Annotated in this window: 15 protein-coding genes and 4 pseudogenes; 12 read left to right on the top strand and 7 right to left on the bottom strand. The window is 42.3% G+C overall.

All coding sequences use genetic code 11. The features are described from left to right. Positions 1-50: 50 nt before the first annotated feature. Entirely contained in the window at positions 51-242 is a 192-nt protein-coding gene (locus JCM21738_RS18335) for a hypothetical protein (protein WP_023615131.1), read from the bottom strand. A 128-nt stretch (positions 243-370) separates the two neighbouring features. Between JCM21738_RS18335 and mtnW the strand changes: the two genes are divergently transcribed. From mtnW to JCM21738_RS18380, 9 genes and pseudogenes are all read left to right on the top strand, one after another. After that, on the top strand, positions 371-1,594 hold the full coding sequence (mtnW, locus tag JCM21738_RS18340; protein WP_023615130.1) for a 2,3-diketo-5-methylthiopentyl-1-phosphate enolase: 1,224 nt from the start codon (positions 371-373) through the stop codon (positions 1,592-1,594). Beyond that, entirely contained in the window at positions 1,591-2,253 is a 663-nt protein-coding gene (locus tag JCM21738_RS18345) for a 2-hydroxy-3-keto-5-methylthiopentenyl-1-phosphate phosphatase (protein ID WP_023615129.1), read from the top strand. Before mtnW ends, JCM21738_RS18345 begins: the two co-directional genes overlap by 4 nt. Next, positions 2,250-2,885 carry a methylthioribulose 1-phosphate dehydratase gene (locus tag JCM21738_RS18350; protein ID WP_023615128.1) on the top strand — a complete coding sequence of 212 codons (636 nt, stop codon included), beginning with the start codon at positions 2,250-2,252 and terminating at the stop codon, positions 2,883-2,885. Before JCM21738_RS18345 ends, JCM21738_RS18350 begins: the two co-directional genes overlap by 4 nt. 66 nt (positions 2,886-2,951) lie before the next feature. Continuing rightward, a pseudogene (locus JCM21738_RS18355) lies at positions 2,952-3,484 on the top strand (1,2-dihydroxy-3-keto-5-methylthiopentene dioxygenase). A 156-nt stretch (positions 3,485-3,640) separates the two neighbouring features. After that, positions 3,641-3,886 carry an aspartyl-phosphate phosphatase Spo0E family protein gene (locus JCM21738_RS18360; RefSeq protein WP_023615126.1) on the top strand — a complete coding sequence of 82 codons (246 nt, stop codon included), beginning with the start codon at positions 3,641-3,643 and terminating at the stop codon, positions 3,884-3,886. Between the two features lie 655 nt (positions 3,887-4,541). Next, positions 4,542-5,368: pseudogene (locus tag JCM21738_RS18365) on the top strand (electron transfer flavoprotein subunit beta/FixA family protein). Positions 5,369-5,394: 26 nt separating this feature from the next. Continuing rightward, positions 5,395-6,419: pseudogene (locus JCM21738_RS18370) on the top strand (electron transfer flavoprotein subunit alpha/FixB family protein). Further along, positions 6,412-7,706: pseudogene (locus tag JCM21738_RS18375) on the top strand (FAD-dependent oxidoreductase). The pseudogenes JCM21738_RS18370 and JCM21738_RS18375 overlap by 8 nt, the downstream one beginning before the upstream one ends. Further along, the gene (locus JCM21738_RS18380; RefSeq protein ID WP_023615122.1) at positions 7,706-7,990 is read left to right on the top strand and encodes a ferredoxin family protein; all 285 of its coding nucleotides are present in this window, start codon (positions 7,706-7,708) and stop codon (positions 7,988-7,990) included. The pseudogene JCM21738_RS18375 and the gene JCM21738_RS18380 overlap by 1 nt, the downstream one beginning before the upstream one ends. A 297-nt stretch (positions 7,991-8,287) precedes the next feature. Here the strand turns inward: JCM21738_RS18380 and JCM21738_RS18385 are convergent, their stop codons facing one another. Then, positions 8,288-8,623, bottom strand: a complete 336-nt coding sequence (locus JCM21738_RS18385; RefSeq protein ID WP_023615121.1) for a hypothetical protein — start codon at positions 8,621-8,623, stop codon at positions 8,288-8,290. 216 nt (positions 8,624-8,839) lie between these two features. Between JCM21738_RS18385 and JCM21738_RS18390 the strand changes: the two genes are divergently transcribed. Then, the gene (locus tag JCM21738_RS18390; protein WP_023615120.1) at positions 8,840-9,367 is read left to right on the top strand and encodes a hemerythrin domain-containing protein; all 528 of its coding nucleotides are present in this window, start codon (positions 8,840-8,842) and stop codon (positions 9,365-9,367) included. Positions 9,368-9,419: 52 nt separating this feature from the next. On the opposite strand, the gene JCM21738_RS18395 is transcribed toward JCM21738_RS18390, so the two are convergent. Both JCM21738_RS18395 and JCM21738_RS18400 read right to left on the bottom strand, forming a co-directional pair. After that, complete coding sequence (locus JCM21738_RS18395; protein ID WP_023615119.1) at positions 9,420-9,614, bottom strand: hypothetical protein; 195 nt, start codon at positions 9,612-9,614, stop codon at positions 9,420-9,422. A 168-nt stretch (positions 9,615-9,782) separates the two neighbouring features. After that, entirely contained in the window at positions 9,783-11,015 is a 1,233-nt protein-coding gene (locus JCM21738_RS18400; protein ID WP_023615118.1) for an MFS transporter, read from the bottom strand. A gap of 142 nt (positions 11,016-11,157) precedes the next feature. Between JCM21738_RS18400 and JCM21738_RS24500 the strand changes: the two genes are divergently transcribed. Next, the gene (locus tag JCM21738_RS24500) at positions 11,158-11,334 is read left to right on the top strand and encodes a hypothetical protein (RefSeq protein ID WP_023615117.1); all 177 of its coding nucleotides are present in this window, start codon (positions 11,158-11,160) and stop codon (positions 11,332-11,334) included. Positions 11,335-11,651: 317 nt separating this feature from the next. On the opposite strand, the gene JCM21738_RS18405 is transcribed toward JCM21738_RS24500, so the two are convergent. From JCM21738_RS18405 to JCM21738_RS18410, 3 genes are read right to left on the bottom strand one after another with little or no spacing between them, the layout of a single operon-like run. Beyond that, entirely contained in the window at positions 11,652-12,221 is a 570-nt protein-coding gene (locus tag JCM21738_RS18405; RefSeq protein WP_369385779.1) for a TPM domain-containing protein, read from the bottom strand. Then, positions 12,134-12,382: a hypothetical protein gene (locus JCM21738_RS27520; RefSeq protein WP_369385778.1), complete on the bottom strand. Its 249-nt coding sequence runs from the start codon at positions 12,380-12,382 to the stop codon at positions 12,134-12,136. Before JCM21738_RS27520 ends, JCM21738_RS18405 begins: the two co-directional genes overlap by 88 nt. 2 nt (positions 12,383-12,384) lie before the next feature. Beyond that, on the bottom strand, positions 12,385-12,954 hold the full coding sequence (locus JCM21738_RS18410; protein WP_023615115.1) for a LemA family protein: 570 nt from the start codon (positions 12,952-12,954) through the stop codon (positions 12,385-12,387). Positions 12,955-13,188: 234 nt separating this feature from the next. Here JCM21738_RS18410 and JCM21738_RS18415 point away from each other — a divergent pair, with 234 nt between their 5' ends. After that, on the top strand, positions 13,189-13,626 hold the full coding sequence (locus JCM21738_RS18415; protein ID WP_023615114.1) for a MarR family winged helix-turn-helix transcriptional regulator: 438 nt from the start codon (positions 13,189-13,191) through the stop codon (positions 13,624-13,626). Positions 13,627-13,641: the final 15 nt, after the last annotated feature.

Genomic DNA, 13,641 nt, shown 5'->3' on the forward strand with positions numbered 1-13,641 from the left:
CTTGCGCTTTTTGTTCCTTTATAAGAAAGCATAAACTTTTTACACTTTGATTAGTGTCTAGCTCCAGCGCCTAGCCCCTTGATCGTTTGTCTAGTGTCGCCTCCTAGAAACTCTGAAACTTCAACTCCGCCGGCAGAAGCAAAAAGCGCTTCTTTGTCGGAGTCTCCAGTTTCTTTGTTTCTGGACAGTCGGCTATACTTTTCGATTTCGGACCGCCCAATGAAGTCAAAGAACGACTTCACTGGTCGGCCCTCCGAGGCACACGATGTGCTAGACCCGCCAGCCACAGGACGTGGCGTTTTAGGCGGGCAACGCTTGTCGGGGCTGGACAAGGCGCTTGCGCTTTTCTAACTGAAAGGATTTGATCTTCATGAGTGAAATTACAGCGACATATATAGTCCATGATGCCAAAAATAACCCAGAGAAAAAGGCAGAGGGGATCGCGCTTGGATTGACAGTAGGATCCTGGACGGACTTGCCTGAACTGGATCAAAAGCAGTTAAAAAAACATAAGGGCAGAGTTGTTTCTGTAGAAGGCTCAAGCATTGATAGCAATTCAGAAACAGTGGCAACAATCAAAATTGCTTATCCTGCCATCAATTTCTCGCCGGACCTGCCAGCAATTCTCACAACGGTATTTGGAAAACTATCGCTTGATGGCAAGGTAAAGCTGGTAGACCTTGACTTTGGAGAAGAATTAAAGAAGGAATTCCCGGGTCCGCGTTTTGGAATTGAAGGAATAAGGGAAAAGCTTGGCGTCTACGACCGGCCATTGCTTATGAGCATCTTTAAAGGTGTAATTGGAAGGGACATGGAGTTTCTGTTAGAGCAGCTAAAAGAACAAAGCCTTGGAGGAGTTGATCTAATCAAGGATGATGAAATCCTGTTTGAAAATGAACTTACTCCTTTTGAAAAGAGAATCACTCTTGGGAAACAGGTTCTCGATGAAGTCTATGAATCTACTGGTCACAGAACCTTATATGCTGCCAATCTGACAGGAAGAACCACACAGCTTAGTGATAAAGCAAAAAAAGCGGCTGAGCTTGGAGCCGACGCCCTGTTGTTCAATGTGTTCGCCTACGGTTTGGATGTACTGCAGGAACTAAGGGAAGATGACGAAATCGGCATTCCAATCATGGCTCACCCTGCAGTAAGCGGTGCGTTGACATCGGCTGATGAATATGGTTTTTCACATTCCTTGCTTTTGGGAAAATTACTCCGCTATGCCGGAGCAGACTTCTCGCTGTTCCCGTCACCTTATGGAAGCGTGGCGCTCGAAAAGCAGCAGGCAATATCAATAGCCGCAGCACTGACTGCTGAGGATCAATTCAAAAGGACATTCCCGGTTCCGTCAGCAGGTATCCATCCAGGAATGGTCCCATTGCTTGTAAAAGATTTCGGAACAGATTCAATCATTAATGCGGGTGGAGGCGTACATGGCCATCCTGGCGGAGCACAGGGGGGCGGCAAGGCATTCAGGCAGGCAATTGAAACAGTTCTTCAAGGAAAAACGCTTGAAGAGGGCGCACATGAGCATGAAGAGTTAAAAATTGCTATAGGTCTTTGGGGTTTAGCCGAGGCAGTGGCGAAATGAGCCAGCCAGTGATTTTTTGTGACTTCGACGGAACCGTAACCGAAAAGGACAATATCATAGCGATCATGAAGGAATATGGCCCTGAAGGATGGGACGAAATAAAGGAAGCGGTGCTTGATCGCAACATTTCCATAAGGGAAGGCGTAGGGAAAATGTTTTCCCTTCTTCCCGTCCACCTTAGAGAAGAAATCATTGAGTTTACCGTCAAGAATGCAAGGATACGCCCTGGTTTCCAGGAATTTCTGGATTACGCCAGTGAAGAAGGAATCCCTGTATACATCGTAAGCGGTGGAATTGATTTTTTCATAGAACCTATCATTCAACAATTTGGCCCAATTGCTGGCATTTACTGTAACAGTTCTGATTTTTCTGGAAAAACAATCAAAATTGAATGGCCGAACAGCTGCGATGAGCAATGTTCAAATGATTGCGGCTGCTGCAAACCATCAATCATGAGAAAGTTAGAAAAAAGCGGAGATTATAAAATCGTCATTGGCGACTCCGTTACCGATCTTGAAGCCGCTAAACAAGCAGACTTGGTGCTGGCGAGAGATTACTTGAAGGATAAATGTGACGAGTGGCCGATTCGACATATATCATATGGAACGTTTTATGACTGTATTGAAGCTCTTAAAACTGAGATAGGGGTGAAAGGATGAGCATTTTAGAATCGAAGTGGGAAGAACTGGCGGATGTAAAGGCTGAACTGGCTGAGCGTGACTGGTTTATGGGAACGAGCGGCAATCTTGCGATTAAAGTGAACAGTGCCCCGGTGCAATTCCTTGTGACAGCGAGTGGAAAAGATAAGCGGAAAAGAACTGATGAGGACTTTTTGCTTGTTGATCAATTCGGCCGTCCGGTGGAGGAAACCCACTTGAAGCCTTCCGCTGAAACATTGCTTCATGTAGAGGTATACAGGAAGACAAACGCTGGATGCAGCCTGCATGTCCATACGATTGATAACAATGTCATCTCCGAGGTATATGGAGACAGGGGTGAGGTGCAATTCCAGGGACAGGAATTAATTAAAGCTTTCAACATTTGGGAGGACGATGCTGTACTGAAAATTCCCATTATTCCAAATTATGCGCATATTCCAACCCTTGCTAAAGCTTTCTCAGAGCATGTAAAAGGAGACGCCGGAGCAGTATTGATCCGAAACCATGGCATCACAGTCTGGGGAAGAAACGCATTTGAAGCTAAAAAAATTCTCGAAGCAACTGAGTTTTTATTCCGGTACCAGTTAAGATTACTCGAGCACAAACCATTCCAATTGTTCAAGGTAGTTTAAAGCAGGATCCTTAGAGCAAATTCTCATTAAGCAAATTAAAGACATTTTAAAAAGGGAGAGATTCTCATGGCATTTATCGTAAAGCAAAATACACAGGAAAAAATTGTTGAAGAGCAGCAGGTAGAAGCATTTCTAAACGATCAGGAAGTTATCTATGAAAAGTGGAATATCAATAAGCTGCCAGCAAACCTTCAGGAAAAGTTCCTCTTAACTGATGATGAAAAACAACAGATTCTCGAAGCCTTCAAAGCTGAGATTGAAGACATTTCCGCACGCAGAGGCTACAAAGCTCAGGACGTCATTTCACTGTCTGACAATACACCGAATCTTGACCAGCTGCTTGCAAATTTCAAACAGGAACACCATCACACGGATGATGAAGTAAGATTTATCGTCAGCGGCCATGGAGTATTTGTCATCCAGGGCAAAGACGGAGAGTTTTTTGAAGTTTTCCTGAATCCAGGAGACCTGATCTCCGTCCCTGAAAATACTCGTCATTACTTCACGCTTCAGGATGATCGCCAGGTAGTTGCGGTAAGAATTTTCGTGACGACTGAAGCTGGGTTCCTATTTACGAAGAGGAAAAAGTCAGCCAGTAATCATGATGACCCGCAAACATTGTCGAAGAAAAAATTTTTTGTTGTGAATATTGTCTAATTTTGCGAATCTATTTACAATCAAACAAGCATTTGCCATAATTCTTCAAGTAAACTTTTATTTATTTAAGGAATTAAAGTAGTAGAGGAGATATAGAAGTGTATCAATCGCAAAATGCTTTATTAAAGGAAATTGATCGCGCTAGGGAAATGATGGTGGCTGCTGCAATGGAAACTGGATACACGAGTGAGGAAACGATCTATCGTAGCCAGGAACTAGACCGTCTAATTTATGAATATCAAACTTTATGCAAAGAGACAGAAATACAGCGGCAAAAAGCAAAAGTTTTATTCAGGCAAATGATTCTGCTGACAAAGAAACAATATATTTTAGCTCATGCGTGATAACATTCCGTCATATCGAAAAAATTAGCCACTGCCGGGAAATTGGCGGTGGCTAAAATGTTTCTATAAGATGACTTCAATGAACAATTCCCTCAAGTTCTTTCCAGTCCGCACGCTAAAAAAATTTAACAATTTGCTCAAAATTTCACGAGAAAATATCTTTGTGTGATTTTTATCATATTTTTATATGCTTATTTTATATATTTTTAACATAGATAGGTTTTTATCATCATATTGCTAACGCACCCCAAGTTAACTTCAACCATATTACCATTCTATACAATGGGCTTACTTATGTTTATGGATGTTTTACCTCATTTTTCGCAAATTGAATTCCATCTATGTTATCTGCCTTTTTAAATGTTGGTACTATGCTTGTAATGCGATTCATATATCGTACTACATGGCATTTTATTTATATAGGCTGTGTTTACAGATTTCATTTCATCATAATGTAACATCAGCCTTTATTGAAGCTGTTTTCATTATATTCGTTTTCTGAAAGGGCATTTGCCATCTAATCAGGAGGATTTTCTTGGTATCAAAAGTCTTTTCCTCATTCATCTTTCTATAGAAAACGTTTTCAAACGAAAACAGCCAATGGTAACCGCTTACAAGTTAATAGTTTTTCATTTTGAGGAGGGGAAAAGAGAGTATGCACATTGTCGTATGTGTCAAGCAAGTGCCCGATACAAAGATCATCAAAATCAATCCTAATACGAATACTCTGGACAGGCGGAGCGCACCAGCAATTTTAAACCCTTATGATGCCACGCCGTACAGGAAGCAGTCAAAATAAGGAACAAAACAGGCGGAACGATTTCTGTTCTTTCAATGGGGCCGCCGCAGGCTGTAGCTGTGATTAAGAAAAGTGTTGAAATAGGCGCTGACCAGGGATACCTGATCTCAGACAGGGCGTTTGCGGGTGCAGATACCCTGGCTACAAGCTATGCGCTCTCCAAAGCGCTTCAAAAAATATCGAAGGATAATCCGATTGACCTGGTTATCTGCGGCAAGCATGCGATTGATGGGGATACCGGACAGGTAGGACCAGGCATCGCCCGCAGGCTGGATATACCGCCAATTACGAATGTTATTGAAGTTTCAGAGGTTAATAAAGGAGAAAAATATGTCCATCTCAAGCGTAAGCAAATCGATGGATACGAAGTTATTCAGTCACAGCTCCCTTGCTTACTGACTGTTGAAAAGGAGATTAATGACATAGAGTATGCACCGCTTACAAATATGATCAATGCAGCACGATATGAGCCGGTCATCTGGACTGTAAATGATCTTGAGGATGTAGATAAGACACAGCTGGGATTAAAAGGATCTCCAACTATTGTTGGCAAGATGTTCAGTCCTCCAAAGCTTGAAGGCGGGAAAAGAATTGAAGGAAGCTCTGATTCTCAGGTAGAACAGCTTATGGGAATTTTAATGGAAAGAAAAGATTTATTGAAAATTAAAGCAGCCAACTCATGATTCCAATTATAAAGGGGGAATAGCAGATGGAAGAAAACCAGGGAGTCTGGGTATTCATTGAAGTAAATGAAGGAAGTATTGAAGGTGTTTCACTGGAATTGCTAGGTGAGGGAAGGAAGCTTGCAGACAAGCTGGAAGTTCCGCTTTCCGGAGTGATGCTCGGAGAAGGTGTCATGCCTTTAGCTAATGAAGTTATCTATGCTGGTGCAGATCAAGTATATGTTGTTGATCATGCGGTCCTGAAGAATTATCGGACTGAATCATATATGAAGTGTGTCTGTACACTGGCCGAAAAATATAAGCCGGAAATCTTCCTTTATGGAGCAACGCCAAATGGAAAAGACTTGGCGAGTGCTGTTGCAACTGATTTAAGTACAGGTTTGACAGCTGATACGACGATGCTCGATGTTGATGTTGAGAAAAGATTGCTTGAGGCTAGCCGTCCTGCTTTTGGCGGAAATATCATGGCTACTATCCTATGTAAAAACACAGGCCGCAAATGGCAACAGTACGGCCTAAGGTCATGAAAGCACTTCAACCAGATGAAGGCAGGAAGGGAGTCATCATTGAAGAGGAGTTAGAACTTCGGGAAGAAGATATGCGCACAAAAGTGCTTGAAATTGTGAAGGATGTAACAAAAAAAGCAAGCCTTGCAGAGGCCCATGTCATCGTTGCTGGCGGGAAAGGTTTAGGCGACATCCAGGGATTCCAGCTTATTCATGAGCTAGCGGAAGTAATTGGTGCAAGTGTCGGGGGAACAAGGGATGTCGTTGAGGCAGGATGGCTGAAGCATGAGCAGCAAGTAGGTCAGACTGGTGAGACTGTCACTCCGAAAATCTACTTTGCGATCGGTATCTCAGGAGCGATCCAGCATGTGGAAGGTATGAAAAACTCTGAGCTGATCATCGCAATCAATAAGGATGCGAACGCTCCGATTTTCGATGTTGCCACGTATGGCATTGTCGGCGATGCATTGGAAATTGTTCCGAAACTAATCAAGCAGTTCAAAGAGCTCAGCAAAGAGAAGGGCGGGGAAATGAGCTATGTCTGAAAAATTTGATGTGATCGTCGTAGGAGCCGGCCCTGCTGGAACTTCATGTGCCTATAACTGTGCAAAAAACGGATTAAAAGTATTGTTGATCGAACGCGGGGAATACCCCGGATCAAAGAACGTTATGGGTGGAGTCCTTTACCGTAAACAAATGGAAGACATCATTCCGGAGTTTTGGAAGGATGCTCCTCTCGAAAGGCCTGTGGTTGAACAGCGATTCTGGATGATGGATAAAGAATCGGTTGTCCAGTTTGGTTACAAAGGTCTCGAATGGGCAGTTGAACCATATAATAACTTTACAGTGCTGCGTGCCCAGTTTGATCAGTGGTTTGCACAGAAAGCTGTCGAACAAGGTGCATTGTTGATTAATGAAACGGTGGTCACTGAATGTATCGTTGAGAATGGCAAGGTTATAGGCGTCCGCACTGATCGCCCTGATGGAGAGGCGTTTGCAGATGTCGTCGTTCTTGCAGACGGAGTAAACTCCCTGCTTTCCAAGCAGCTTGGATTCCACAGGGAATTCCGTCCCGATGAAGTTGCCTTGACGGTTATGGAAGTAATCAATCTGCCGAAGGACAAAATCAATGACCGCTTCAATCTTGAAGGAAATCATGGTACTACGATTGAGATTTTCGGTGATTCAACAAAAGGCAACCTGGGTACAGCCTTCCTTTATACAAACAAAGAAAGCTTGAACATCGGGGTAGGAACGACACTGTCAAGCATGATCAAAGCCAAATTGAAGCCATATGAGCTGCTTGATTACCTGAAAAAACATCCAATGGTTCGTCCTTATCTTGAGGGCGGGGAGTCAGCAGAATACCTGGCCCACTTGATTCCTGAAGGAGGATTCAATTCTGTGCCGAGAGTTGCCGGAAATGGTGTGCTTGTAGTAGGGGATGCTGCCCAACTGGTCAATGCCATTCACCGTGAAGGCTCAAACATGGCGATGGCTTCAGGACAAATGGCGGCGGAAGCAATCGTTGAGGCCAAAAAAGATGGTGACTTCAGTGAGAACAGCCTGAATCGCTATAAGGAAGCATTATTCGGAAGCTTTATCATCAAGGACCTTGAAAAGTATAAGGATGCAGCACATACCTTTGAGACATACCCGCAATACTTCAAGGAATACCTGCCAATGATGAATAAAGCGATGAGCAAGTTCTTCACAGTCGATGGAACTCCGAAGAGAGAGAAGCAGAAGGAAATCATGCGCAGCGTGACGGCTGAAAAAGGACCTTTAGGGTAATGCAAGACATCTATCGTGCCTGGAAGGCGGTGAAATAATGTCAACGACAAACATCGAGGAAAAACAATTTCTTTTAAGGTTTAAGTGTGACACAAAATCGCATCTGACAGTTTTGGACCATGACGTCTGCATGACTCAGTGCCCTGACAAACTCTGTACCGTATTCTGCCCTGCAGAAGTCTATAAGTGGGAAGGAAAGAGGATGCAGGTTGGCTATGAAGGCTGCCATGAGTGTGGCAGCTGCCGGATCGGCTGTCCGTACCAGAATATCAAGTGGGAATACCCTAAAGGCGGACACGGAATTGTGTTCAGGCTTGCTTAATAGTTAAAAAGATGAGACTGGCGGACATATATTGTTCGTCGGTCTTTTTTGCGTTTATAATGCTGAATTAATGTATCAGAAAAGATAAGGGTGAATGAAACGACTGGAAGTATCGTAAAAGAGGGAAAAAATCAAAAAATTAGGTGTATTTCCCAGGAATTACTTGGATGAGGTTAAAAAGGATCGTACTTATGAGTAATTGGCATAAACATTTATGCTATATTCATCATATGTAAGTTTATTCACAAATGGTTTTAAAAAAAGGTGGAGCCATAAAGAGAGGGATAAATGAGGGGGTTAACTAATTTTTTCTTGCTGGCGCACTGCGTGAAGCGGGTCACTAAGGATCTCTTTTTCTATATTCCGCGCTGCCTCAACAGCTTCATCAAAACGGTCATACAGAGTTGAAGTATATACTGGTTTGCCAGCATCATAGTTTCCGGATGAGTCTGATTTATATATCGTAACGTTCCAATGGTAAAATTCCCGGCCATCTTCCTGGTGGCCCTGAAGTCCAATCAGTAAATGAGTATGCAGCATGTCAGGCTGGAGATCGAGGAAGGCTTTCTTGTCACTGAGTCCGGCTGGCACAAGTGACTTTTCATAAAAATCGCGATACAAATTATTTTGCAATGTAAATTCACTCCTTTAACTTTAAGCTATAAATTCATTATATGTAAGGTTTTAAATTATTTGAAGAATAATTGTTAAAATTTTTAGAAATTTTAACAAGGTGTCATTTTTTCTTCACATTTTCTCAATTTGGCAGAAATTGTGATGCCTATCACAACCCCTAATGCGATTGCTTTCTATAATAAAACTATCAAAACAAATAGGAGGCTGATTAGGATGACAGGCTGTATGAGTGGTATCAACCAGGATTCAAGTTTTACATTAAGTGCAGGTCTTCAACAATTAAAAAATGAACATCCACCTTTATTGGTGATGCTTGCGAATCTTTTGGATATTTCAGTGAAGATCGAGGAAAGGGAGCAAATGGAGGAGAACTTCTCGAAGCTGAGAAAGCTGGTCATTGAGTTCCTTGCCGAGCTTGAACCGCATTCTGAGCGTGAGGAAGGCGTGTTGTTTGAGATGATGGCTGTTTATATTGGAAGGGAAATGGGACCTATTGCGGTTATGGAATATGAACATGATCAGGCAAAACGCTTCATTGGAACCTTCCTCCACAATACAAAAGATGGCACAACAGGGTTTACAAATGAGAAAATGACCGAAAATGCTCAAATGATAAAAAATGCCAACTACACTTTGGTGGGCCATTTCGCTAAAGAAGAAAGCATCCTTTTCCCCATGGCAGAAAATATGTTCAGCGAGGAAGAAAAGCAGGAGCTGGCAGAGCGTATAAAATTAATTTAATACTAACTAAAAAGGGTGAAGCCATCAAAGCTTCACCCTTTCTGTATATAAATTAAGCTTCTGTAATCGTTACAAGCTTAATGTCTTTCGTATCGAATCTATAAAAAACATTATCTTCACCAGTGAATTCAATCTGGCCTTCTTGGTCCTTGGCATCCTGGATGGCTTCTGAAATATTTTCTACCTCGATTGGTCGTGAAACTTTAAAATCTTTTTCAAAAAAATAATTAATCTTAAACTTAGACATGATGATCTCCCTTCTTTTATCTTCACTTTCTTTTTTTCCTTAATAGGATCATGTCTAAACATAAATATGCAAATGGAATATTTTTGTTAGGCTCTTTTCGTGGCTTTGTTGCTTTCTTAAATAATTCTCGCAACCATGTTTAGAAATATCCTCGAAAAGAGCCTTGTATTAATTACTCCATTCAGCAAGTTTTTCATCTTTTGGAAGGAACATGGTCAGTATACCAAGCAAGGGAAGGAAGCCGACAAAGATGATCATCATTGGCAGCCCAATCAAGTCAGCAAGATATCCAAGGCCGACAGATCCAATTGCGCCCATTCCGAATGCCAGACCAACTGTCAGGCCAGCCATCGTGCCGATTTTACCCGGAACGAGCTCCTGGGCATAAACCACGGTAACTGAAAAGCTCGACATCAGGATGAATCCGCTTATCGTCAACAGGGCGAACGCAGCGGCATATGGCATAAATGGAATGATTGCAGACAGTGGAGCAGTCGCTACCATCGAAAGAAAAATAATGTTTTTCTTTCCAAAACGGTCTGCCAGAGGGCCTCCGAAAAAAGTCCCGAATGCACCTGCAACAAGGAACGCAAACAGAAATATTTGTGCTTCCTTAATCGAAAGGCCATATTTATCGATTGCATAAAAGGCATAGAAGTTCGTCATACCTGAAATATACCAGGACCGGGCAAAAATCAAAAATAAAATCAGGACAAATGCCATTTTGATATTTTTTGATATTCCCATATTTACTTGTTTGCTGGCCTGTTTGGCTTTGGCGGCTATTTTTTCATAATCCAATCTTCGGCTGTACCAGGCTGCGATATATAAGAGCAGACCAACAGCTATTGCCGCAACTAACGTAAACCAAACAGCTCCGAATTGGCCAAGCGGGACGAGGATGAGCGCTGTAATCAGAGGGGCAAGTGCCTGCCCGGAATTGCCGCCGACCTGGTAAATGGATTGTGCCAATCCCCTGCGCGGGCCGGCTGCCATATAGGCTACACGGGAACCCTCAGGATGAAAAACAGCTGAGCCAAGTCCAATGAATAAAACTGAAAGAATAACAAACTCAAAGCTCGAAGCGAACGCGAGTCCGAGAACACCGAACATAGTCGAGGTCAAACCGAGCGGAAGGGCAAAGGGGATGGGCTTTTTGTCGGTTGCCATTCCAATCAAAGGCTGAAGAATGGAAGATACAATATTCAAAGAAAAGGCGATCATTCCTAATTGGGTGAATGAAAGACCCATTGATTTTTCAAGTATTGGGAACATTGCTGGAATGACGGATTGGATGGAATCATTCAATAAATGTACTAACCCGATGATGAAGAGTATTTTATACGCAGTATCATTTTGATTCTGCGGTTTCGCACTGACGGTTGCAGCTGATTGGGTCATGATTGTCTCCTTCTAAAATTATTTCGGTTTCCTACATATCATTTTACAAAAAAAGTCACGAGATAAAAATAGCTTTTCTATTGAAATATATGGTCTGATATAATTTAGAAAATACAGTTTATTTCACCTGGGGGATTATCGTATGGAAAAAGAAGTGAGTTCATTGATGACCCAGGAGATTACACATGATTTTCTGGACCGTTTCGGCTTGGACAGAGAAGTGAAAAAGCTGGGTGATTTTGAGAATTATGTTTATGAAACCGATTGTGAATATCGATTGAGGGTTTCGATTGTTTCTTTTATAAACGGTATACAGTAAGTAGGTCCCGCTCAATAGAAGAATGACCAACAGGAAGAATAAAAAGAAACCAATTTCATCAATTAGCGTACTCAAATAGGCAATCAAAGCAATATCAGTGATTATAGAGATAATCAAAAAGTAGCGGATATATTGCGGTACATGAATTCTCACCTGCTTTTATTTTTTATTATGTTTGTTTATGTAATATGTAATAAAAAACACCAGAGCAATTTGCTGCTGGTGTTTCTGTTTATAAGATGGGAGTATATATTTTACCTATAGCATGTCGGTTCAAACGGTTGTCGGGGCTGACCAAGTCGCTTGCACTTTTCTTATCACCAGCCGCGGCTTGCACCCCCGCCTCCGGACGAGCCGCCGCCACCTCCACGGGGTCCGCCACCGCCGCCTCTCGATATGATCGATAACAACAGGTAGGTAAGGGTGCCTCCGAAGAACATAAAATCGAGGACCACGACGCCGATTACGATGATGATGAGCAGCCAGGATGGTATTGGCAAGTCTTGTTGCTGCTGGACATCACGCGGAGCACTCCCGAATTCATTTGTACCTGAAACTTCGTTGGCAAGCGCTTGGTACGTATTCATGACGGCAAGGTTTGGCTGGGCATTTTGTAAATGTGGAATCGCATATTCATCAAGGATTCGCCCAGCTTTGCCGTCGGGGATAGTTCCCTCAAGTCCATACCCGACTTCGATTCTGATTTTCTTTTCCTGCATAGCTATTACAAGCAGCACTCCATTATTGTTTTCTTCCGTTCCAAGCCCAAATTTACGATAAGCTTCGACAGCGTATTCCTCTATGCTTGACTCACCGATTGATTCGACCGTAAGGACGCAATCTGTGATGTAGTCTGGTCGTCGATCGATCTTCCAATGTTTTTTAATTGTATTTCCTCGTTCTCGCTTAAAACATTTGCGGAATCCTGGACATAAATATCACCAACTGGGGCAGGTATCTCATTTGGTGCCGCGATTGCCCAGGCCGGAAGCAGCAATAGAAGGATGCCAAGTATTGCAGCAAGGCCAGGGAATCTTCTTTGGTTCATCGTCAGCCTCCAAAATCAACCTCAGGGGCTTCCTGTGCCTGAGGGTCCGCCTGGAAGTATTCCTTCTCATCAAAACCTGTTATATTAGCAATAATGGCACCTGGAAATTGCTTTACTTTCCTGTTAAAAACGGATACCTGGTCATTATAATCCTTCCTTGCCACAGCCAATCTGTTCTCAGTTCCTGCAAGCTCATCCATCAGTTGAGTGAACTGCCTGTCCGCTTTCAGGTTTGGGTAGTTCTCAACAACTACAAGCAATCGGCTTAACGCGCTGGACAATTCGGCATTAGCGGTCGCCTGTTCCTCTGGTGTATTCGCCCCGGCTAATCTTGCACGTGCATCTGAAATAGATTGAATGACTTCTTTTTCATGAGCTGCATACCCCTTGACTGAATTGACAAGGTTTGGGATCAGATCGAGCCTTCTCTGAAGCTGGTTCTCTACCTGGGCATATGCATTATTGACATTCTCTTCTTCGGCAACGAAGTTATTGTAACTGCCAACACCCATCATGATGAAAATTCCTAAAATGACTAACAAGCCGATAATAATTCCTAAACCTTTTTTCATTCTAGCCACTCCTAATTCATTGTTGTATGTTGATGCCTGTATTTTTCCCTCAATCGAGAGAATTTTAAACTTAGTACAGAGGACATTCCTTTGTTAAAAAAATAAAGATAAAAGGCTTACTGAAGGCATTTGATTAGTTTTTCTTATAAATTTAAGGGAAATACTGATAAAAACAACAAATTCAGATATACTCTAGTTATGGATTAGTCGTTTAAGGTAAAGGAATGAAATTGTATGAACAATGAGAGAGAAAAATCTTTAAAGTTATTTATTGTATTGTCGAGAGCATACAGGGCTGTTAATGAAAAGGTAAACAAGGTTATTCAAAAAAATGGACTCAACCCGACTGAATTTGCTGTTCTTGAGCTTCTATACCACAAGGGTGAACAGCCATTGCAGCAAATTGGGGGTAAGATTCTGCTGGCGAGCGGCAGTATTACTTATGTAGTCGATAAACTTGAAGAAAAGGGATACTTAAATAGAGTAGCCTGCCCAAAAGACCGCAGGGTGACATATGCGAAAATTTCTGATGATGGAAAAAAATTGATAGAAGAAATTTTTCCAGAACATAGCGCATTGATCCATGAACTTATGGATAGCCTGAATGATGATGAAAAAGATTCAGTAATTGAATTGTTAAAAAAGCTGGGCCTTTCTGTAAGCAAATATTAAAAACGGCAAAAGCCG

The organism is Mesobacillus boroniphilus JCM 21738 (assembly GCF_000517385.1).
Taxonomy (GTDB): Bacteria; Bacillota; Bacilli; order Bacillales; family Cytobacillaceae; genus Mesobacillus; species Mesobacillus boroniphilus.